General features: G+C 59.5%; 19 protein-coding genes. 1 reads left to right on the forward strand and 18 read right to left on the reverse strand.

Annotated elements, in window-relative coordinates:
* Positions 1 to 19: 19 nt before the first annotated feature.
* From pheT to ytxC, 11 genes are all read right to left on the reverse strand, one after another.
* On the reverse strand, positions 20 to 2,422 hold the full coding sequence (pheT, locus tag DAUD_RS06975; RefSeq protein ID WP_012302471.1) for a phenylalanine--tRNA ligase subunit beta: 2,403 nt from the start codon (positions 2,420 to 2,422) through the stop codon (positions 20 to 22).
* 33 nt (positions 2,423 to 2,455) lie between these two features.
* Entirely contained in the window at positions 2,456 to 3,475 is a 1,020-nt protein-coding gene (gene pheS / locus DAUD_RS06980) for a phenylalanine--tRNA ligase subunit alpha (RefSeq protein ID WP_012302472.1), read from the reverse strand.
* A gap of 136 nt (positions 3,476 to 3,611) precedes the next feature.
* Entirely contained in the window at positions 3,612 to 3,704 is a 93-nt protein-coding gene (locus DAUD_RS13130) for a YqzL family protein (protein ID WP_166485140.1), read from the reverse strand.
* A gap of 58 nt (positions 3,705 to 3,762) precedes the next feature.
* Positions 3,763 to 4,581 carry a TrmH family RNA methyltransferase gene (locus DAUD_RS06985; RefSeq protein WP_012302473.1) on the reverse strand — a complete coding sequence of 273 codons (819 nt, stop codon included), beginning with the start codon at positions 4,579 to 4,581 and terminating at the stop codon, positions 3,763 to 3,765.
* Complete coding sequence (locus DAUD_RS06990; RefSeq protein ID WP_012302474.1) at positions 4,582 to 5,229, reverse strand: potassium channel family protein; 648 nt, start codon at positions 5,227 to 5,229, stop codon at positions 4,582 to 4,584. It lies immediately after the preceding gene.
* A gap of 90 nt (positions 5,230 to 5,319) precedes the next feature.
* Positions 5,320 to 5,682, reverse strand: coding sequence for a 50S ribosomal protein L20 (gene rplT / locus DAUD_RS06995; RefSeq protein ID WP_012302475.1), 363 nt, complete (start codon positions 5,680 to 5,682; stop codon positions 5,320 to 5,322).
* Positions 5,683 to 5,707: 25 nt separating this feature from the next.
* Entirely contained in the window at positions 5,708 to 5,902 is a 195-nt protein-coding gene (gene rpmI / locus DAUD_RS07000; protein ID WP_012302476.1) for a 50S ribosomal protein L35, read from the reverse strand.
* Positions 5,903 to 5,918: 16 nt separating this feature from the next.
* Positions 5,919 to 6,392 carry a translation initiation factor IF-3 gene (gene infC / locus DAUD_RS07005; protein ID WP_049752655.1) on the reverse strand — a complete coding sequence of 158 codons (474 nt, stop codon included), beginning with the start codon at positions 6,390 to 6,392 and terminating at the stop codon, positions 5,919 to 5,921.
* A 280-nt stretch (positions 6,393 to 6,672) separates the two neighbouring features.
* The gene (thrS, locus tag DAUD_RS07010) at positions 6,673 to 8,580 is read right to left on the reverse strand and encodes a threonine--tRNA ligase (RefSeq protein ID WP_012302478.1); all 1,908 of its coding nucleotides are present in this window, start codon (positions 8,578 to 8,580) and stop codon (positions 6,673 to 6,675) included.
* Between the two features lie 354 nt (positions 8,581 to 8,934).
* The gene (locus DAUD_RS07015) at positions 8,935 to 9,561 is read right to left on the reverse strand and encodes a DUF445 domain-containing protein (protein ID WP_012302479.1); all 627 of its coding nucleotides are present in this window, start codon (positions 9,559 to 9,561) and stop codon (positions 8,935 to 8,937) included.
* Positions 9,562 to 9,638: 77 nt separating this feature from the next.
* A complete protein-coding gene (ytxC, locus tag DAUD_RS07020) occupies positions 9,639 to 10,472 on the reverse strand; it encodes a putative sporulation protein YtxC (protein ID WP_012302480.1) in 834 nt (277 codons plus the stop codon).
* 157 nt (positions 10,473 to 10,629) lie between these two features.
* On the opposite strand from ytxC, the gene DAUD_RS07025 reads away from it, so the two are divergent.
* Positions 10,630 to 11,394 carry an HAD family hydrolase gene (locus tag DAUD_RS07025; protein ID WP_166485141.1) on the forward strand — a complete coding sequence of 255 codons (765 nt, stop codon included), beginning with the start codon at positions 10,630 to 10,632 and terminating at the stop codon, positions 11,392 to 11,394.
* Positions 11,395 to 11,453: 59 nt separating this feature from the next.
* Here DAUD_RS07025 and DAUD_RS07030 read toward each other — a convergent pair whose 3' ends face one another.
* The 7 genes from DAUD_RS07030 to DAUD_RS07060 form a co-directional block, all read right to left on the reverse strand.
* A complete protein-coding gene (locus DAUD_RS07030) occupies positions 11,454 to 12,164 on the reverse strand; it encodes an ABC transporter ATP-binding protein (protein ID WP_012302482.1) in 711 nt (236 codons plus the stop codon).
* Positions 12,164 to 12,934: an ABC transporter ATP-binding protein gene (locus DAUD_RS07035; RefSeq protein ID WP_012302483.1), complete on the reverse strand. Its 771-nt coding sequence runs from the start codon at positions 12,932 to 12,934 to the stop codon at positions 12,164 to 12,166. The genes DAUD_RS07030 and DAUD_RS07035 overlap by 1 nt, the downstream gene beginning before the upstream one ends.
* Entirely contained in the window at positions 12,915 to 13,919 is a 1,005-nt protein-coding gene (locus DAUD_RS07040) for a branched-chain amino acid ABC transporter permease (protein ID WP_012302484.1), read from the reverse strand. Before DAUD_RS07040 ends, DAUD_RS07035 begins: the two co-directional genes overlap by 20 nt.
* Positions 13,920 to 13,938: 19 nt before the next feature.
* Positions 13,939 to 14,823, reverse strand: a complete 885-nt coding sequence (locus DAUD_RS07045) for a branched-chain amino acid ABC transporter permease (RefSeq protein WP_012302485.1) — start codon at positions 14,821 to 14,823, stop codon at positions 13,939 to 13,941.
* Positions 14,824 to 14,899: 76 nt separating this feature from the next.
* The gene (locus DAUD_RS07050) at positions 14,900 to 16,057 is read right to left on the reverse strand and encodes an ABC transporter substrate-binding protein (RefSeq protein WP_166485142.1); all 1,158 of its coding nucleotides are present in this window, start codon (positions 16,055 to 16,057) and stop codon (positions 14,900 to 14,902) included.
* A 442-nt stretch (positions 16,058 to 16,499) separates the two neighbouring features.
* On the reverse strand, positions 16,500 to 18,659 hold the full coding sequence (gene recD2, locus DAUD_RS07055) for an SF1B family DNA helicase RecD2 (protein WP_012302487.1): 2,160 nt from the start codon (positions 18,657 to 18,659) through the stop codon (positions 16,500 to 16,502).
* 369 nt (positions 18,660 to 19,028) lie between these two features.
* Positions 19,029 to 19,628, reverse strand: a complete 600-nt coding sequence (locus DAUD_RS07060; RefSeq protein ID WP_012302489.1) for a DUF1847 domain-containing protein — start codon at positions 19,626 to 19,628, stop codon at positions 19,029 to 19,031.
* Positions 19,629 to 19,787: the final 159 nt, after the last annotated feature.

Consider the following 19,787-nt stretch of genomic DNA (forward strand, 5'->3'; position numbering starts at 1 on the left):
TCCCCCGTTGGTCTCAGGACTATGCTCGGAGCTGGGCGCCATACGTGTCTTCCAGAGTCCGGATTATTGCCTCCAGGTACCGGCCGACCTCTTCATCCGTCAAAGTACGGTCCTCCGCCCGGAAAACGAGGGAAAAGCCGAGGTTGCGGTAACCCTCCCGGATCTGACGGCCTTCGTACACGTCAAAAAGACGCAGTTCCCGGAGCAACTCCCCTCCCGCCTTACGGATTAAGGCCATCACCTCGCGAGCCGGGATATCTTTTCTGATCACCAGGGCCAGGTCTCGTTCCACGCTCGGGAAGCGCGGCAGCGGGACAAAGGTGGGTGTCTTTTTGTCCACGGCGAGCACCAGGTCCAAGTCAATCTCGGTGACTACCACACCCGGTGGCAAGTCGTACGCCTCAAGTACCTCCGGATGAAGTTCCCCGATGATGCCGAGGTTTGCCTCCCCAGCCCGGAGGCGCGCGGTCCGCCCCGGGTGAAACGAAGGTTCATCCTGCTCCGCCGTAAAGGTAAGCGTTTCAAGGCCGATTTCCCGGGCGACGCTTTCCAGAACTCCCTTCAGGAAGAAAAAGTCCAAAGGCTCATCCTTGCGGCGCCAGCCGGCCGGAGTGCGCCCCATCAGCGCTGCGGCCAGCCGCAGGCCTTCTTCGGGCAGGGGCGCGTTGTCGCGGGGATGGTAAACCCGGCCGATTTCGAACAGGGCGGCGTTGGTGTTCCGCCGCTGGTAGTTTCGGGCCAGTACGTCGAGCAGGCTGGGATAAAGCAGGGTGCGCATCTCTGTCTGGTCCTCGTTAAGCGGGTTCCGCAACGGTACCGTCCGGCGCAGCGGGGAGGTACCGGGCAGGCGCAGGCGGTCGAAAACCTTCCGGTTGGTGAAGGTGTACGTGATAACTTCGGTCAGCCCGCACGCCACCAGCAGTTCCCTGAGCCTGGACTCCAAGACCTGAGCCTTCGTCCGGACTCCCGGGACAGTCACGCCGAACGGCAGGGTGTCGGGTATCCGGTGGTAGCCGTGGATCCGGGCGACTTCTTCGATCAGGTCTATTTCCCGGAACACGTCGGTCCGGTGGGACGGAACACGCACCAGAAACCTCCCGCCGGTTTCCCGTGGGGCAAACTCGAGCCGTTCCAGGATGTCCCGGATGGTTTTAGCCGGCACAGCCAGACCCAGTATCTCTTCCACGCGCTCAGGCCGCACAATGAGCGTTCGGGGCGTGTAGGGGTCCGGGTAGACGTCAACGGCACCCGCCGCGGCGTGGCCGGCACCGATAATCTGCATGAGTTCCAGTGCCCGATCGGCCGCCTTCAGACACCCTTCCGGGTCGACCCCCTTTTCAAAGCGTATTGAGGCCTCCGAGCGCAAACCGAGCGCTCGGGAAGTCCGCCGGATACTGACTGGATTGAAGCAGGCCGACTCCAGAAGGACCCGCCTGGTGTCCGCGGTCACCTCGGAGTCCAGGCCGCCCATAACGCCGGCGACGCCGATGACCGTCCGGGGGTCGGTGATCAGAAGCATGTCCGGAGCCAGACTCCGCTCGTTGCCGTCCAGGGTCACCAGAGTCTCCCCGGGCCGCGCCCGGCGCACGATGACGTGGGCGTTGTGTACCGCGTCGTAGTCAAAGGCGTGCTGGGGCTGTCCCAGTTCCAGCATCACGTAATTGGTGACGTCGACAATATTGCTGATCGGTCTCACCCCGGCCGTGAACAGCCGGGTCTGCATCCACAGCGGCGAGGGCCCGACCCGGACGTCGACTAGCACCCGGGCCACGTAGCGGCTGCAGAGGCGGGGGTCCTCGATGTCCACCCGGACCATGCGCTGCGCCTGAAGGTCCAGTTCCGGAAAGGCCGGTTTTCTGCGTTTTAGGGGCTTGCCCAGCAGGGTGGCGACTTCCCGGGCCACACCCAGCACCGACAGGCAGTCACCCCGGTTGGGGGTCAAGTCCAGTTCCAGGATCTCGTCGTCCAGCCCCAGGATGGGGCCCGCGGCCACACCCACCGGGGTGTCCGAGGGGAGGATCAGAATGCCTTCGTGGTCGTCACCGATGCCCAGTTCGTCGGCCGCGCACATCATCCCCCAGGATTCAACGCCGCGGAATTTAGCCCGCCTGATGGCCAAGTCACCGGCCAGGGTGGCCCCCACCGGGGCTACCGGAACCACATCGCCGACCTTGAAGTTCGCGGCACCCGTGACGATCTGCAGGATTTCCCCGCCGATGTCCACCGCAGCGATCAAGAGCCGGTCGGCGTTGGGGTGCGGCCGCACCTCCACCACCCTGCCGGTGACCACGCCCGTAACGCCCGCACTCGGTTTGTCAATCCGGTCGACGGCCACTCCGGCCAGGGTCAGGCGGTCGGCCAGTTCCGCAGAGGTCACTGGGATATCCACGAATTCCTTCAGCCAATTGATCGAAACCCGCACGCGGGCATGAGCCTCCTTGTTGGATACCGGAAATTAGAATTGGTTCAGGAAACGAAGGTCGTTGTCAAAGAAAAGACGGATGTTATCGATGCCGTACTTCAGCATGGCCACCCGCTCAATGCCCATCCCAAACGCGAAGCCGCTCACCTTCTCCGCGTCGTAGCCCGATACCTCGAGCACTCGGGGATGGATCATCCCCGCACCGAGAATCTCAAGCCAGCCGGTGTGGGAGCAGACACGGCACCCGCCGCCCCCGCAGATTACGCACGAAATGTCCACCTCGGCGCTCGGTTCGGTAAAGGGGAAAAAGCTGGGCCGGAAACGCATCCGGCGCTCGCCGAACATCTCCCGCACGAAGTAGACCAGCGTCCCCTTCAGATCGCCCAGGGTGATGCGTGTGTCCACCGCGAACCCCTCAACCTGGTTGAACATCGGGGAGTGGGTAGCGTCGTCGTCTTCCCGGTACACTTTGCCAGGTGCAATGATTCTCACCGGGACCCGGGGCGCCGTTTTCTCAAAGGTCCGAACCTGTACCGGTGACGTGTGGGTCCTGAGCAGCACCTCGTCGTTGATGAAAAAGGTGTCCTGCATATCGCGCGCCGGGTGGTCTTTGGGAAAGTTGAGCGCCTCAAAATTGTAATATTCAAGCTCAACCTCGGGCCCCTCTACGATCTGGAAGCCAAGGCCCAAGAAGATGTTTTCGATTTCGGTGCGCACCATGGTCAAGGGGTGCATACTGCCCAGGTGGGGAAGAACTCCGGGCAGGGTGACGTCGATCCGTTCCGCCGCCAGCCTGGCGGCCTTTTCCTCCTGTTTCAAAAGAGCGCTTCTTGAGGCCAGGGCCTGCTCAAGACGCACCTTCATTTCGTTGGCTAACTTGCCCACCACTGGGCGCTCGGCGGCCGGCAACGAACCCATGCTTCTCAAGACCTGGGTCAGGACGCCCTTTTTCCCGAGGTACCTGATGCGCACCTCTTCAACAACCTCAGCGGTGGAAGCACCTGCCAGCGCCTTCTCGGCTTCCTCGACAACCTGAGCCAACTTTTCGCGCATCGCGCTGCTTCAATCCCCCTTTAAGTATTTTCTTTCTAGTTTAACCCTGAAAATTCCTTTTGCGCGCACGCCCAAAATAAAAAATCGTCCCCAAGAGGGACTTTTTAGTTTAGTTTAGAACAAGGAAAGTTTATGTCTACTGGAGGGCCAGTCTCCTATAAATCATATAGGCCCTTATCGATCCGGTGGTTTCAAAAAGCCTCCAAAAAAATTCGGCGGTCAAATGCATCCGATCCCACACCTTTCACAGTTCTTTGGAGACCTTTCGCCGTAAGTATACCACAAGCTCAAGGCAAAGACAAGGAAGATTTGAGCCTCTGCCGCACGGCTTCGTAGATGAAAAGCGAGGCGGCAACGCCGACATTTAAAGACTCGGCCTGACCGGGCATGGGTATGGCTACCACCCGGTCGGCTGCGGCGTGGAGCATTTCCCCGCAACCCCGGGCCTCGTTGCCCATGAACAGCGCGGTCGGCCGGCTGAAGTCGCACTCGTACAGGGAGTAATCGCCGCGGGGATCCGCCACGAACTTCTGAACGCCGGCGCCAGTGAAGAACTCCAGGACCGCCGGAGCAGGCAGGTCCCCAAAAGCCGGCAGGTGAAACAAAGCCCCGGCCGAGGCTCTTACGACCTTCGGGTGAAACAAGTCCACGGTGCCCTCGAGGGTAATGACGCCCTGGAGTTCACACGCGTCGGCCGTCCTGATGATGGTGCCCAGGTTGCCCGGATCCTGCAGGCCGTCCAGAACCACCACCAGCGGGGTACCCCGGCCCTGCAGCAGGACATCAAGTGAATGTTCCGGCTTCGCGATCAGCGCCAATGCTCCCTGGGGGGTCTTGGTATCGGTCACCACGGCCAGCACCTGTTTTTCACATTCCCAGAGCTCGGTTCCGGTGGCGCGCGCCTTGTCCAGAAGTGCCACGCCACGCGGGTGGCGGAGCACATCCGAAGTATAGAGCAGCATTCGCACCTCCCAGCCGGCTTGCAGGGCTTCTTCAATCACCTTGAGGCCCTCGGCCAAAAAGCCGTTTTCCAGGTCCCGGTGCTTCTTTTCGTGAAACTTTTTCAGGTACTTGATGCGTTCGTTGGACCGTGAGGTAATCTTCACCTAGTCCCCTCCCAGTTTCTCCAGGCGCTCGTTCCGCCCGATGGCTACCAGCACGTCTCCCTCCCGGATCACTTCCTTGGCCCCGGGAGCGATCAGCACTTCGGTCCCCCGCCGGATCGCCAGGATATTCACGCCGTACCTTCCTCTAACTCCGGCCTCCAGAAGGCTCTTGCCCACAAAATCCTTCGGGGTCACCAGCTCGACAATACTGAAGTCGGGGGAAAGGTCGATATGGTCCAGCAGGTTTTTGGATACCAGGCTGCGGGCAACACGCACGCCCATGTCCCGTTCCGGAAACACCACTTTGTCGGCCCCTACCCGGGCCAGCACCCGTCCGTGAAGCTCGGTGTTGGCCTTTGCTACCACTGTCCTTACGCCCATCTCTTTGAGCATGACCGTGGTCAGAATACTGGCCTGCATGTCGTGCCCGATGGCGACGATCACCACGTCAAAGTTGCGCATTCCCAGGGCCTTCAGGGACTCATCATCCAGAGCGTCGGCCTGCACGGCATGCGTCACCCGGTCCACAATCCGCTCCACTTTTTGCTCGTCCGTATCGACCGCCAGCACATCGTAGCCCATTCTCGCCAGCGTGGTGGCCACGCTCGATCCGAAACGTCCCAGGCCGATCACGGCGAATTGTTTCATTTTCTACCCGCCCGCCTTTACTTACTAGAAAAAATAAGGCATGGTCGCCAGACTCCACCCGCGCCATGCCGCTTGCGTTCACAATGCTTTCTACTTGCTTTCCAACTGGGCCTTGGCCACCTGAACCAACTGACCGAAGGCCGCCTGGTCCTTCACGGCCAACTCCGCCAGTACTTTACGGTTGATTTCCACTCCCGCCCGGCGGAGCCCCTCGATAAAACGGTTGTAGGACATTCCGTTCAAACGGGCCGCGGCGTTGATTCTGGTGATCCACAGCCGGCGGAAATCGCGTTTCTTGGCGCGCCGGTCCCGGTAGGCATACAACAGGGAGCGCATCACCTGCTGGTTCGCCACCCGATACAGCTTGCTCTTCGCCCCCCAGTAACCCTTGGCGAGTTTTAAAACTTTCTTATGCCGTTTTCTGGCAACTACGGCGTTTTTTACACGTGGCATATCTAACGGCCTCCTTCGCCAGTCTTTAGTAAGGAATCATTGCTCTTATTCTCCGGACGTCACCGGCGCTCAAGACGAACTTCTTACGTAACCGGCGCTTTCTCTTGGCCGACTTTTTCTCAAGGATGTGACTCAAGAAAGCGTGCTTTGTCCGGAATTTACCCGTGCCGGTTTTCTTGAAACGCTTGGCAGCCCCGCGATGTGTCTTGATTTTCGGCAAGGTTGCTACACTCCTTTCACTGCTGATTCTGCCTCGGGGCCAAGATCATGATCATATTACGACCTTCAAGCTTCGGAGCCCTCTCAATGACGGCCAACTCCTCAACTTGTTCGGCCAACTTCTTCAGGAGCTGCTGTCCCAGGTGCGGGTGGACGATCTCCCTTCCCCGGAAGACGAGGGTGACTTTGACCTTGTCCCCATCTTTCAGGAACCGGACCGCGTTCCTGGCCTTGGTTTGGAAGTCGTGGTCCTCGATCCCCGGACGAAGCTTGACTTCCTTGATAGTGATAATCCGCTGTTTTTTGCGGGCTTCCTTGTCCCGCTTGCTCTGTTCATACTTGTACTTGCCGAAGTCCATTATCCGGCAAACGACCGGCCTGGCTTGTGAGGCGACCTCGACAAGATCCAAACCTTTCTCCTCGGCCAGACGTAGCGCGTCTCGCAGGGGCATAATCCCCAACTGGGCCCCGTCAGAATCGATGACCCTCACTTCACGGGCCCTGATTTCTTGATTCACGCGTTGGTCTTTGGAAATAACCTTTACACCTCCTGAAATTCCGAAAAAAGAGCGGGCTACCACCCGCTGAAAGAGCGCACCAATGCATCCGGCCCCGGAGAAACCTCAGGCGACTGACTGTCGTGAGGTGAGAAGCGGGTTGGCTTCTACTTGCAACTTTTGTCATTAATTACAGGAAGAATCATAGCACAGGTAACAGGGCCCGGTCAAGGGATTCCCGGCTAAACGGCCCACTTTTCCTCGCTCCTCAGGGCTATCGAGCTCTGGTTCCGATTTCCCGGACGAGCCGGCCGGTAAAATCGTTTAACTCCATCGACCCGAGGTCGCCTGCGGTGCGGTGACGGACGGCCACCGTCCGTGACTCGGCCTCGCGGTCGCCGATGACCAGCATGTACGGGACCTTCAGAACCTGGGCCTCACGGATCTTGTAGCCCACCTTTTCGTTCCGCCCGTCAAACTCGGCCCGCACCCCGGCGCGCAGTAAGGCTTCGGTCACCTCTTGGGCGTAGGCCGCATGCCGGTCGGTGATCGGCAAAATGCGGACTTGTACCGGCGCCAGCCAGACCGGAAAAGCCCCGGCGAAATGCTCGGTCAGGATGGCGATGAACCGCTCCATACTCCCATAGATGACCCGGTGAATCATTACCGGGCGGTGACGCTGCCCGTCCTCGCCGACGTACTCGAGTTCAAACTTCTCCGGCATTTGAAAGTCCACCTGGATGGTGCCGCACTGCCAGGTGCGTCCCAGGCAGTCCCGCAGGTGAAAATCGACCTTCGGCCCGTAGAAGGCGCCGTCGCCTTCGTTCACCTTGTAGTTGACCGCCCTCTCTTCCAGCGCACGCCGCAGGGCCGCCGTGGCCGACTCCCAGATTTCGTCAGAACCCAAGGACTTCTCCGGTCTGGTCGACAACTCCACGTGGTAGTCAAACCCGAAGACCTGCCGGTAGAAGTACTCCGTCAGGTCCATTATGCGGACGATCTCCTCCTCCACCTGCTCCGGCCGGCAGAAGATGTGGGCGTCGTCCTGGGTGAAACAGCGCGCCCGCATCAGCCCGTGCAAAACGCCGGACAGTTCGTGGCGGTGAACCAGCCCCAATTCGCCGAGCCTGATCGGCAGTTCCCGGTAGCTGTGCAGTTTGCTCCGGTAAACCAGGATCCCGCCCGGGCAGTTCATCGGTTTTACCGCGTATTTCTCGTCGTCGATGGTCGTGAAGTACATGTTCTCCCGGTAGTGGTCCCAGTGTCCGGAGCGCTCCCAGAGTTCCTGGCGCAGGATGATCGGGGTGCGGATCTCTAAATAACCGTTCTTGGTGTGCTCTTCCCGCCAGAAACGCTCCAGTTCGTTGCGCAGGACCATGCCCCGGGGATGGAAGAACGGAAAACCCGGGCCGGCCTCGTGGAAGCTGAAGAGGTCCAGTTCGAACCCCAGGCGGCGGTGGTCCCGCCGCTTGGCCTCTTCCAGCCGGAACAGGTGCTCTTTCAGGAGCGACGCTTTCGGGAACGAGGTGCCGTAGATGCGCTGCAGCATCTTGTTCCGCTCGTCTCCCCGCCAGTAAGCGCCGGCCACGCTGAGCAGTTTGACCGCCTTGATCCGCCCCGTTGACGGCACGTGCGGCCCGGCGCACAGGTCGGTGAACTCGCCCTGGCGGTAGAACGAAATCACCTCATCCGGGCCCAGGCCGGAGATCAACTCTACTTTGTAGTTCTCTCCGTCCCCCCCGACCAGTTCCAGGGCCTCGTCCCGCGAAAGTTCAAAACGTTCGATGGGCAGATCGGCGGCGATGATGTCTTCCATCTCGCTTTCGATGCGCTCAAGATCCTCGGGAGTGAAGGTCCGGGGCACGTCAAAGTCGTAGTAGAACCCATCGGTGACGGCCGGGCCGATAGCCAGCCGCGCTTCCGGGTAGAGCCGCTTGACCGCCTGGGCCAGAACGTGCGACGTGCTGTGGCGGTAGACCAAGCGCGCGTCTTCGTCTTCAAAAGTGAGAAACTCCAGCGTGGCGTCTTCCACCAGGGGCTGGTTGAGTCCCCACAGCCGCCCGTTCACCCGGGCCACCACGGCCTCTTTGGCCAGGCGGGGCGCTATGTCCCGGGCCACCTCCTCCGGAGTAACACCCTCCGGATACTCGACGACCTTTCCGTCTTTGAGCGTAATCTTCATTTGCCGATCCTCCCAAGTCTCTTAAGATGAATGCCACAACCACAACAGCTTAAACCGGGTTTCTTAACACACAAGCCCCCCGCCCCGGTCAGGGACGGGAGGCATTCCCGCGGTTCCACCCTGCTTGGAAGCTGTTTCACGCTTCCCGCTTCAGGCACAGGTAACGGCTGCGGCCGGCCCGGCTTCTCACCAGGCGACTCCGGGGGTGGTCTTCAGCCGGCCGTCGCCTGGATGTGCTTGCAGCCCGGGGCACATCCTCTCTGCAAGGTCGGCGGGCCTACTCGCCCCTTCATTGCGTTTCGCTATTATGGGCGGAATTATATTGGATCGGCACGGCAAATGTCAACTGGCTCCTTAAATCACCGGCGTATCGGCCACCCGCGCCAGGTACAGGAAAAGCACCTGGACCAGCCCGATCAGGAAGCCCAAAACCCCGCCCAGTACCGTGATGTGCTTGATCTCCTTGGAAGCCACCCGGAAAATCACTTTCTCCAGGGTTTCCAGGGGAAACGAGTTCATTCGGTCCTCAATCATCCGGCCGATCTTGATCTCCTCTCGGGCCGCCTGGGCCACCTCGTCGGCCAGCCAGTCGATAATGCCCGGTACCCGGTCTTCCACCATATCGGCCAGAGTGTCGGCCAGCGCTTTCTTGATGGACCCCGGAATAATTCCGGGAGTGCGGACCATCATCGCCTCGTGGACCGCGTCGCCGATCGCCTGAGACAGACGTTTGGTCATTTCCTCGGTATGGACCTGCTTCACGAGGTCGTCGAAGGTAAGTAGTTCGGATTCCACTGTTTCCCCGATACTGCGGGCCAAATCCTGGCGTCTCTTGGGCAGGAGCCCCTGGATCACCAGGGGCAGAAAGGGGACTTTGTAAGGCCGGTAAGGACGGAACAACAACTTCACGGCAATGAGGTTGGTTCCCCACCCGATAAGCGCCCCAACCAGCGGTAGTGTCAGCGCGTATATGAAGAACAAATAGCATACACCCTTGCGGAAGCGACCTCAAGTGGCATCAATATACCAAATCTCGGTCATATACGCAAGGACGAGCGTCAAGCCTGGTTGCGGGCCGGGCAGTATCTGCACCCGGCACAACGGCGCAGGGCCCCGGGGAATACCTCGGTCAGCGTATTGTAGGTGGCCGGCATGCACTTGCCGTGCAAGGTGACCTGGCAAGGTGCCAGGGTCACCAGGGCCGAGATCAGAAGGTCTTCCTGCCGGACCTCGTCGTCTACCGCGCCCGGTGCCGCATCGACACTTTTCGTCACCACCTGCATGGACCGGTCGTAAATCTGAAAACGGTTTCCCGACATCATCACCACGTGAACCATGTCCAGGGGTTGTTCCTGTCGTTCCACGAACTGCCGGAGTACGCTGATGAACTCGCGGTTTTCCTGTTCCAGCAAGAGATCATCCAGAATTCGGTCCGCAGCTTTCCCAACGTGGTCAATGAAATCCTGCATTCGGAAGTTCACGAAGCCGTCGACGTCCAACCGGATGTTTTCTTCCAAGTAGGACACGAGGCGGTCCACACACTCCTGCCGATAGCCGTCGAAAAGGAACTGGTCTACTTTCAGGCGCGCGCGGATCATCTCCCAGTCCCCGTTACTCGTCCAGCCGGTACCGGCCGGAAGCCGGCGACCCACGTAATAGTCCCACTCCTGAATCACGAAGACCGCCACGGCGTTGGCGATCGCCTGCCGGAACCCCCTGCGGTCCCGACGACCGAAAAGACGGGGTTCATTCATCCGGCAGCGGAAAACACCGGGGGGCCGTTCCCTGAAAGCCACCCGCATCCCCTTGCCTCGCAGAATGCGCAGCTCCCGCTTCAGAAGACTATGCATAAGGGTGGCATGGTGCGCTTGAGTGGAGACGTAGACGTCCAACGGACTACCCCCTTTTTACGGTACTTCAGTAGAAAGTGTAGGCCGCAACACTATACAATATGCCCGGAAGGAAAAGGGGTTAAAAACAGGAACAAGGAAAACCGGTGCCGGGCGCGAATAGATGGTGTCAACCGAACCGAAAGCGGAGGACGTTTTTTTGCTGCACGGCGTTTATATTATTGATGCCGACAATACCCTTTGGGATACGAACGAGGTGTTTCTGGGCGCCCAGATCAGAATGATTGAAAACATGCGGGAAAACGGGTGCAGCCTGGAGACCGGGGCGGCCCTGGAGTTTTTGCGGGCGCTCGATTTTCGCCTCGCTGTAGCTTTGGACGACTTTGAGTACGATTATTCGCGGCTGGCCTGCGCCCTGTTCCTGGTCGACCGCGGCCGGCCGGAGAACGAAGCGGTCCGTCTGGCGACGGCCGCGGTACCGCCGGCTCCGGAATGGGATCGGGCACGGCTTGCGGGGAGAGTTTTCTACACCCACCTCCAGGCCCACTGTCCCCCGCTCTTTTTTGGAGTCGCCGAAACCCTGGCCGCGCTCCGGAGCGGGGGAAACACTCTGGTACTGCATTCCGAGGGCCGGCACGAACGAATTGCAGAAACTCTTTCGGCACATAATCTCGATCCGTTTTTTCACCACACCGCCCTGGAACGCAAGAGCCAGGATTCCTTCCGGCGAGCTAGGCTGGCCGGGGAGGCTTATTTCGCGCAAACCAAGGGCCGGAGTCCGGATCACTGCGTGGTGGTCGGTGACTCCCCCAAGCGCGACATTCGTTTCGGGAATATCATCGGCGCCACTACCGTCTTCAAACCCGGCGGGTGGCTGGGAACCGAACTGCCGGACGATCCCCTACTCACCCCGGACTACACCATCAGCTGTTTCACTGAACTGCTGGAACTTGGGACCAAATAACAAGGTCTTCCGGTCCGGAAGCCCTTTGGTGATCTGTCTTGCCTTAGGAACCTTCGAAGTCAGGCGATTTCACCCAGGTAGGCGGACCGGATCTTCGGGTCGTTCTGAAGGATCTGGCAGTCCCCGGACATTATCACCCGGCCGGTTTCAAGCACATAGGCCCGGTGGGCAATCTGAAACGCCATGTAGGCGTTCTGCTCCACCAGAAGGATCGTCGTGCCCTTCTGGTTGATGGTCCGGATAATCGAAAAGATTTCTTCCGTCAAAATCGGCGACAGTCCCATCGACGGTTCATCCAACAGTAAGAGTCGGGGGTTCGCCATTAAACCGCGGCCGATGGCCAGCATCTGCTGTTCGCCGCCGGAAAGCGTCCCGCCCAATTGCTTCTCCCGCTCCTTCAGCCGGGGGAAGCGGGTGTACACCTCTTCCAGCGTGTCCGCGATACCGGAACGGTCCTTGCGCGCGTACGCCCCCATCATGAGATTCTCACGCACTGTGAAATTGCCGATAATTTTCCGGCCCTCAGGGACGTGGATCAGGCCCTTGCTGACGATCACATGCGGCTTCAGGTCGGTGATTTTCTGGTCTTGAAACTCAATGTCGCCGCTTTTCGGCTTGATCAGACCCGAGATGGTACGCAGCGTCGTGCTCTTGCCGGCGCCGTTGGCCCCGATCAGGGTAACGATCTCCCCTTCCTTTACTTCGAAGGAGATGTTTTGAATAGCGTAAATGGTACCGTAATAAACGTTTAAATTCCTTACCGTCAACATCAGGCCACCGCCCCCCTGCCGAGATAGGCGCTCAACACTTTGGGATTCTCGCGCACCTCGTGGGGTAAGCCTTCGGCGATGGTTACGCCGAAGTCCATGACCACCAGCCGCTCACACAGGTTCATCACCAGGCCCATCTGGTGCTCGATGACCAGCACGGTCAGATCGAACCGTTCCTTAATGAACCTTACCAGTTTGACCAGTTCCCGCACCTCCGACGGGTTCATCCCCGCCGCGGGCTCGTCCAGCAGGAGAAGCTTTGGTTTGCAGGCCAGGGCCCTGGCGATTTCCAGGCGGCGCTGGGCGCCGTACGGCAGCGACCCGGCCCGGTCGCCTGCCCGGTGCAAGAGACCGAGCGTGTCCAGGATTTCTTGTGACTCCGACAGGATACGGGCTTCCTCAGCCAAAAAACGCGGTGTGCGCAGGAAGGCGTCGATAAGCCAGTAGCGGCTGTGGGGCTGAAAGGCGGCCCGGACATTGTCCAAGACGGTATTCTGTGAAAACAGGCGGATGTTCTGAAAGGTCCGGGCGATACCCAATTGACAGATCTGGTAAGGCTTTTTCCCGGTGATCACTGTTCCTTCAAAAGTGATAGAACCGGTCGTGGGCGGGAAATAACCGGTGATCAGATTGAACACCGTGGTCTTGCCCGCGCCGTTCGGCCCGATGAGCCCCACGATCTCGCCCGTTTCCATTTCCAGGTTGAAGTTGCTCACCGCTTTCAGGCCACCGAAACTAATCTCCAGTTGATCAACCTTTAACAGTGGCATTTGGACCCTCCTTGGCCTTGAACACTAGCGGAGCCAGGAAACCGTACTCTTTGTTCCCGAAGATGCCCTGACGCCGCACCAGAATCGTGACCACCAGGATTAGGGCGTAGATCACGCCCCGCCAATCCATGAACGCCATCCCCAGTACCGCACGCAGTGCTTCGAGCAAAAACACCCAGCCGACGGCGGTAACGATGGTACCGGTCAAGCTGCCCATCCCGCCAAGCACAACGATGATCAGGAAGTCCACCGACGGCAGAAAGTCGAAGTTCGAAGGATGAAGGAACGGATACCGGTGGGCGTACAGCGCGCCGGCCAACCCGGCCAGGCCGCATCCGAACACGAACGCCATCATTTTAAATTTAAAAATGTTTATTCCGATCACGTTGGCGGCGACCTCGTCCTCCCTCAAAGCCATGCACGACCGGCCTTGAGCGGACTGCACGAAGTTGCGGGCTAGAATGATGCTCAGGATGAAAAATAGGAAGATCCAGTCGAAATTAGCCACCTGGGGAATGCCGGTCATACCGGTTGCCCCGCCCATGGCCGGGATGACTTTGTTTGCATTGTCAAAACCAACCTTACAGATGATTCCGAAACCGAGCGTGGCAATCCCCAGGTAGTCCGAGGTCAAACGCAGCACGGGCAGACCGATCAGGAACGCCACCAGCGCGGCCATAAACGCTCCAGCCACCAGGGCAGCCAAGAACGCCGCGACATCCCCGCCAAGTGACTTGGTCACCAAACCGGCCGTGTAAGCGCCGATTCCGTAAAACGCGGCATGCCCGATGGAGAACTGACCGGATATCCCGAAGATCACGCTCAGGCCCAGGGCACCGATGGTGATGATCATGGCCTGGTCGAGAACCCGTTGCCAGTAGGGATTGATGAATCCGCTCACCACCAGCAACTTGATCACCGCATAGACCGCCACGGTCCCCACTGCGTAAAGGGCAAGTCTCTTTAGGTTGCTGTTCACTCCCATTAGCGAAATCCTTCCTCACTTAAACCTTTTCCGGCTGGGTCTTGCCCAGAATGCCGGTGGGTTTAATCAGTAGCACCAAAATCAGGATCGAAAAGGCGATCATGTCGCGCAACTGGGAGGAGATGAATGCCGCGGTCATTACCTCCGCCTGGCCCATAATCAGAGCCCCCAGCATCGCCCCGGGAATGAGGCCGATACCTCCCAAGACCGCGGCGGTGAAGGCCTTAAGACCGGGCATGATTCCCATGAACGTGAAAATCTGCGGGTAGGCGATGGCGTAAAGCACGCCGCCCACAGCCGCCAGCGCCGCGCCGATCCCGAAGGTTAAAGAGATGGTACGATCCACGTTCACTCCCATCAACCGGGCGGTATCGTGATCGTAGGACAACGTACGCATGGCGGCGCCGAGCCTGGTCCGGTACACGAGGTATTGAAGGCCGAGCAGCATTATCACGACGGTGACGAAAATCAAGAGCTGAATGTTGGAGATCGTGACCCCGCCGATGCTCCAGTAAACCTCTTCAAACGGACGCTGGACCACCCGGTAGTTCGGACCGAACATGAACTTCAAACTGCAAAAGTGCGCAATGAAAAACGACACACCGATGGCGGCAATGAGAGCCATAATCCGGGGCGCGTAACGCAGAGGGCGGTAGGCGAGCCGCTCGATGGTCATACCCAGGCAGGCGCAGATTATCATTGCCACCAAGATGGCCAGCGGCCAGGGCATGTTCCAGTTGGTGAACCCGAAATAACCGACAAAGGCCCCTACCATAAAAACCTCGCCGTGGGCGAAGTTGATCAGTCTCACTATTCCGTAAACCATTGTGTAGCCCAGGGCGATCAGCGCGTAAACCAAGCCGAGCTGAAGCCCGTTGATCACCTGTTCCAGAAAATACTCCAACCCACTTTACCCCCCAACTGAAAACGGGCAGCGGGGGAAAGAGGCTCCGGCTCTTTCCCCCGTACCCTGCGCAACTCTAAGGATTGACAATGGTTACGAACTTCTGGGCGCCGTCTTTGATCTGCAAGATCACAGCGGACTTGATGGGGTTGCCGTTCTCATCGAAGCTGATGCTGCCGCTCACGGCCTGGAAGCCCTCGATGGAGGCCATCGCGTCACGGATCGCCGCCGGGTCCTTCGAGCCGGCCTTCTCAATGGCCGCCAGCAGGAGCTTGGTGGCGTCGTACGCCAGGGTGGCCAAGGCGTCCGGGGTCTGGCCGTACTTGGCAGTGTACTTATCTACCCACTCCTTAACCTCAGGGCGCGGGTCTTCAGGCGAGTAGTGGTTGGTAAAGTAGCCGCCGTCCATGGCCGTCCAGTCGATTTCGGGGCTGTCCCAGCCGTCACCGCCGAGGAAAGTGGCGGTGATGCCCTTGTCCCGGGCCTGTTTGCCGATCAGGCTGACCTTCTGGTAGTAGTCGGGCAGGAACAAAACGTCGGGTTTCAGCTGCGCGATACGGGTGAGCACGGCCGAGAAGTCGGTGTCGGTCTTGGCGTAGGCCTCTTCAGCTACCACTTGGCCGCCGCCGGCGACGAAAGCTTCCTTGAAGTAGTCCTTCAGACCGATGGTATAGTCGTTCCCCTGGTCGAACAGAACCGCCGCCGTCTTGGCGCCGAGTTCATCCAGCGCGAAGCGGGCCGCCACGGTGCCCTGGAACGGGTCGATGAAACAGGCCCGGAAGATGTAGTCCTTGCGCTTCCCACCATCAACGGTGACCTTCGGGTTGGTCGCAGTCGGGCTGATCACGACCACGCCCGCAGCCTGGGCTACTTCCGAAATCGGGATGGTGCAGGACGAAGTGACCGAGCCCACAATCGCCGATACCTTGTCCTGGGTGATGAGCTTGTCGGCTACGTTCACGGCCTCGGTGGCCACGTTCCGGTCGTCGGCGATAACATACTTGATATTAAAGTCACCGACTTTGTGACCCGACTCCTCAATAGCCAGCTCGAAAGCGTTTTTCACGGACTCACCAAAAGTCTTGACGTCGCCCGTCAGCGGGGCGATCAGGCCGATCTTGATTTCCTCAACCGGCGCGGTCGGAGCCGGAGTTCCGCCACCACCGCACCCGGCGATAATGGACAGTGAAAAGAGGATCACCGTCAAAAGAGCTACCCATTTGGACACTCTCACCAATATCCCCTCCTAAAAAAAATAAGAGAATTGATCTTAGTGGTTTTTGCCTGGTTTGCACCCGAACAATTGCTCTCCCGGAACCACCCCCCCCGCTTCAAGCTCAGCACTGCGGTAAAAACACCGCCGTGTTCCTACCCGGTTAATCGCCTGTCGAACCACTAAAGAGATATTCATCTTATGTAAAACCTTTCCTGCACAAAAAAGATTTTTCGAGTAAACTTGGCGGCGGTCCGTACATCGTGCCCGCCGGAATGGGGATCGGCGCTGATTGCCGGGTGAACATTATGTGATTCTGCAAATTGCTCCGAATTCCTGCTTCAAGTCTCCTTCCCGGAAAAAATTATGCCCCCGGCCATCGGGTGGGAGCGCCACTTCCGCCTGGGGACGGAATCTGCGGTTCGGATTCCCAGCTCGCACCAACGCAGTGGCGCAACGGGTTTTACCCGTTACCCAGGTCATAATATGCAAGCCTCTCCCGCAACCTGGTGTAGCGCCGGCGCGGCTCGTCGTTGCGGATGGCGATGGCCAATGCCTTTTTGGTGCCGACCAGCACCACCAGGTTCCGGCCGCGGGTCACCCCGGTGTAAACCAGGTTCCGCTGCAGGAGAACGTAGTGCTGAGTCATCACCGGCATGATCACCACCGGGTATTCACTCCCCTGGGCCTTGTGCACGGACACCGCATAGGCCAGGACCAGTTCGTCCAGCTCCGAAAACTCGTAGCTGACGGCGCGGCCGTCGAAGTCCACCTTCAGTTGTTGTTGCTCCAAGTGCACGGCCGTGATCCGGCCGATGTCCCCGTTGAACACTTCCTTCTGGTAGTTGTTCACCACCTGCATCACCTTGTCCCCGGTCCGAAACATCCGGTGGCCCCGGACCACCCCGTCTTTTCCCGGGTTCAGCAGGTTTTGCAGCTCGGCGTTCAGGTTCGCGGCGCCGACCAGGCCCCTGTACATGGGCGTCAGTACCTGGATGTCCCGGATCGGGTGGTATCCGAAACGTCTGGGAATGCGTACCTTGCACAGCTTGAGGATGGTCTGGACCGCCGTTTCCGGATCCTCCTCTTGGATGAAATAGAAGTCAGACGGCCGGCCGGAGCCCAGCGGGCTCAAATCGGGGAACTCGCCCCGGTTTATGCGGTGGGCGTTCACCACGATCCGGCTTTCCCGGGACTGCCGGAAGATCTCGGTCAGTGTCACCACGCCGAACCGGCCCGAGTCGATGATGTCCCGCAAGACGTTTCCCGGACCGACCGGGGGCAGTTGGTTGGTGTCCCCGACCAGGATAAGGGCGGCGGACAGCGGGACGGCCCTGACCAAGCTGTTCATCAGGAGAGTATCAATCATGGAGGCCTCGTCCACAATGACGGCGTCGGCGTCCAGGGGGAAGTCCTGATTGCGCTGAAAACCGCCTTTCCCGGGGCTGAACTCCAGCAGGCGGTGGATGGTCCGGGCCTCGTGCCCTGAGGCCTCCTGCATGCGTTTCGCCGCCCGCCCGGTAGGGGCAGCCAGAAGGACCCGCGCCCCCAGGGCCTGAAAAATACTGATGATCGCCCTGATGATGGTGGTTTTGCCGGTACCCGGCCCGCCGGTGATCACCAGGATCTTGTTCGAAACCGCCAGGGACACCGCCTCGGCTTGCTTTTCGGCCAGCCGGAGCCCGAGTCTCTTTTCCACCCAGGGTATCACCTGGGCAGTATCCACCCGCCGCACGGCGGCTCCGGCGTCCCGGAGGGCGTTAAGGCGCTCGGCGAGTTTGGTTTCGGCGACGTAAAAGGGAGTAAGATACACCGCCTCGTCTTCCCGCACTACGCGCCGGTCCGCAGCCAGCCGCTCCACGGCCTCGACCACGAGATCCCGGCTGACCTCGAGCATTTCCGCCGCCCGGCTCACGAGCGTTTCGTAGGGGAGGTAGACGTGACCTTCGGAAGTGCTCTCGTTCAGAACGTAAAGGGTTCCCTCCTCGGCCCGCGTGACGGAATTCGGGTCGATACCCACCTGCCTCGCGATCCGGTCGGCGGTGACAAAGCCGATCCCGTGCACGTCGGCGGCAAGGCGGTAGGGATTTGTTCTGACAATCTCGACCGACGCGTTCCCGTACTGCCTGTATATTTTGGCGGCGTAGGCGGCACTGATCCCGTGGTCCTGGAGGAAAATCATGATTCCCCGGATTTCCTTCTGGTCCGCCCAGGCCCTGGTGATGAGTTCCACTCGCTTCGGGCCGATGCCGTCCACCTCGGTAAGCCGGCCGGGAGAGCGGTCGATTACGTCCAGTGTCTGCAACCCGAAAACCTTGACGATTCGTTTGGCCATCACCGGACCGATGCCCCTGATCAGTCCGGAACCCAGGTACTTCCGAATGCCGTTGACTGTGGCCGGAACCACCGTCTCGAATCTCTCGACCCGGAACTGTGGTCCGAACCTGGGGTCTTGCACCCACTTCCCGGTCAGTTTCAGAGACTCCCCGGGGGTGATCCCGGCCAGGTTACCCACGATCGTGGTCAGTTCCCTTTTCCCGGTTTCCTGGAGCCGGGCGACCGTGAAGTGGTTTTCTTCGTTGTAATAAGTAATTCGTTCCAGATAACCGTGGATTACTTCCACCGGAAATCCTCCCGGGGGCTGACCCCTTAGAATTCCGGCGCCCAGGTCACGAGGGGCACCTCGAACGGGAACAGGAAATCGGTGCCCACCGGCCGCACCCGCACGGTCAACCCCAGGACGCCCTGCCTCAGCGGTATCGTCACCGCGTACCTGTTAAACGCCTGGTTCCGGGGAGCCCGCAACCTGCATCGTGATGGTCTCCGGTCCGAGAAGCTGGGCCATACGGTCAAGCGACGGAAGTGCGGCATTGGGCCTCCTCTTTCACATATCTGGTAGTCCCTCAGTGAACAGTTCGCCGCCGCCGTTCAGCAAGCAGAAGTCGGTGAACGTGCCGCCGGTATCGACGGCCAGTTTGTATCTGGTCATAGGCTATTCCTCGAGGCCGAATCGTCTGCGCAGGTAGCTGGCCTGGAACACGCCCAGCGGGTTGTGTATCAGCACCCGGTCCTTCACCGCGAACACGGTGACCGGCGCCCTGGCGTACTTGTGAAACAATATGTCGTGACCCACGCACAAGCCCAACTCGATATTCAGCTCGGTCTTCGCCCGGTTCAGAATCTTGGCCTGAGCCACCGGGTTGCACAGGATCTCGCATTTATCCCGGTCGACTTTTTCAAGGCCGAAGTCATCCTTTTTCAAACCGACCACTTTGCAGCAAACCGATTCGACTCGAAAACCCCTGCTTTCCAGCACCGTGGCCAGGTCGCCGGCCTCGCGGGCTAGGCCCACGCAAAAAGCCAGGCCCAATTTGCGGTAACTCATCGCCTCACAAAACTTGATCAGTTCCTCCAGTCGGGTGAGCGTGTTGCTGAACTGACACTGAAACACACTGCTCAGCACGTGAAAAGGCCGGTTTTCCGGGAGGGCGTACTCGGGCAACTCCAGTTTGCCTCCGGTGCAGTCAAAGCCGGTCTTGTCACACGCGTTCCGGGGATTCTGCTTACAGTGGGCACATTTCAACCGGATCATCCCTTTCCCCGGCCGGGACCCCTCGCGCAGAGATTCGACGACCCTTAGAGGGATTCCTGCGTGGCACCGGCCCCCGGCAATAACCTCCGGAATCGGTTTAGAAACGGTATGCTATTTTGTCAAAACACGTCGCAACAGAGCGGAAAGTTGTGCTATCAT

The organism is Candidatus Desulforudis audaxviator MP104C (assembly GCF_000018425.1).
Classification (GTDB): Bacteria; Bacillota; Desulfotomaculia; order Desulfotomaculales; family Desulforudaceae; genus Desulforudis; species Desulforudis audaxviator.

Bases quoted from the DNA above. Each gene is read 5' to 3' on its own strand.
- thrS (WP_012302478.1), bottom strand. From the start codon at position 8,580: ATGAAGATTACGCTCAAAGACGGAAAGGTCGTCGAGTATCCGGAGGGT.
- DAUD_RS07040 (WP_012302484.1), bottom strand. From the start codon at position 13,919: ATGGGAGTGAACAGCAACCTAAAGAGACTTGCCCTTTACGCAGTGGGG.
- DAUD_RS06990 (WP_012302474.1), bottom strand. From the start codon at position 5,229: ATGAAACAATTCGCCGTGATCGGCCTGGGACGTTTCGGATCGAGCGTG.
- DAUD_RS07035 (WP_012302483.1), bottom strand. From the start codon at position 12,934: ATGCCACTGTTAAAGGTTGATCAACTGGAGATTAGTTTCGGTGGCCTG.
- DAUD_RS07060 (WP_012302489.1), bottom strand. From the start codon at position 19,628: ATGATCCGGTTGAAATGTGCCCACTGTAAGCAGAATCCCCGGAACGCG.
- rplT (WP_012302475.1), bottom strand. From the start codon at position 5,682: ATGCCACGTGTAAAAAACGCCGTAGTTGCCAGAAAACGGCATAAGAAA.
- pheS (WP_012302472.1), bottom strand. From the start codon at position 3,475: ATGCGCGAAAAGTTGGCTCAGGTTGTCGAGGAAGCCGAGAAGGCGCTG.
- DAUD_RS07030 (WP_012302482.1), bottom strand. From the start codon at position 12,164: ATGTTGACGGTAAGGAATTTAAACGTTTATTACGGTACCATTTACGCT.
- DAUD_RS13130 (WP_166485140.1), bottom strand. From the start codon at position 3,704: ATGCATTTGACCGCCGAATTTTTTTGGAGGCTTTTTGAAACCACCGGA.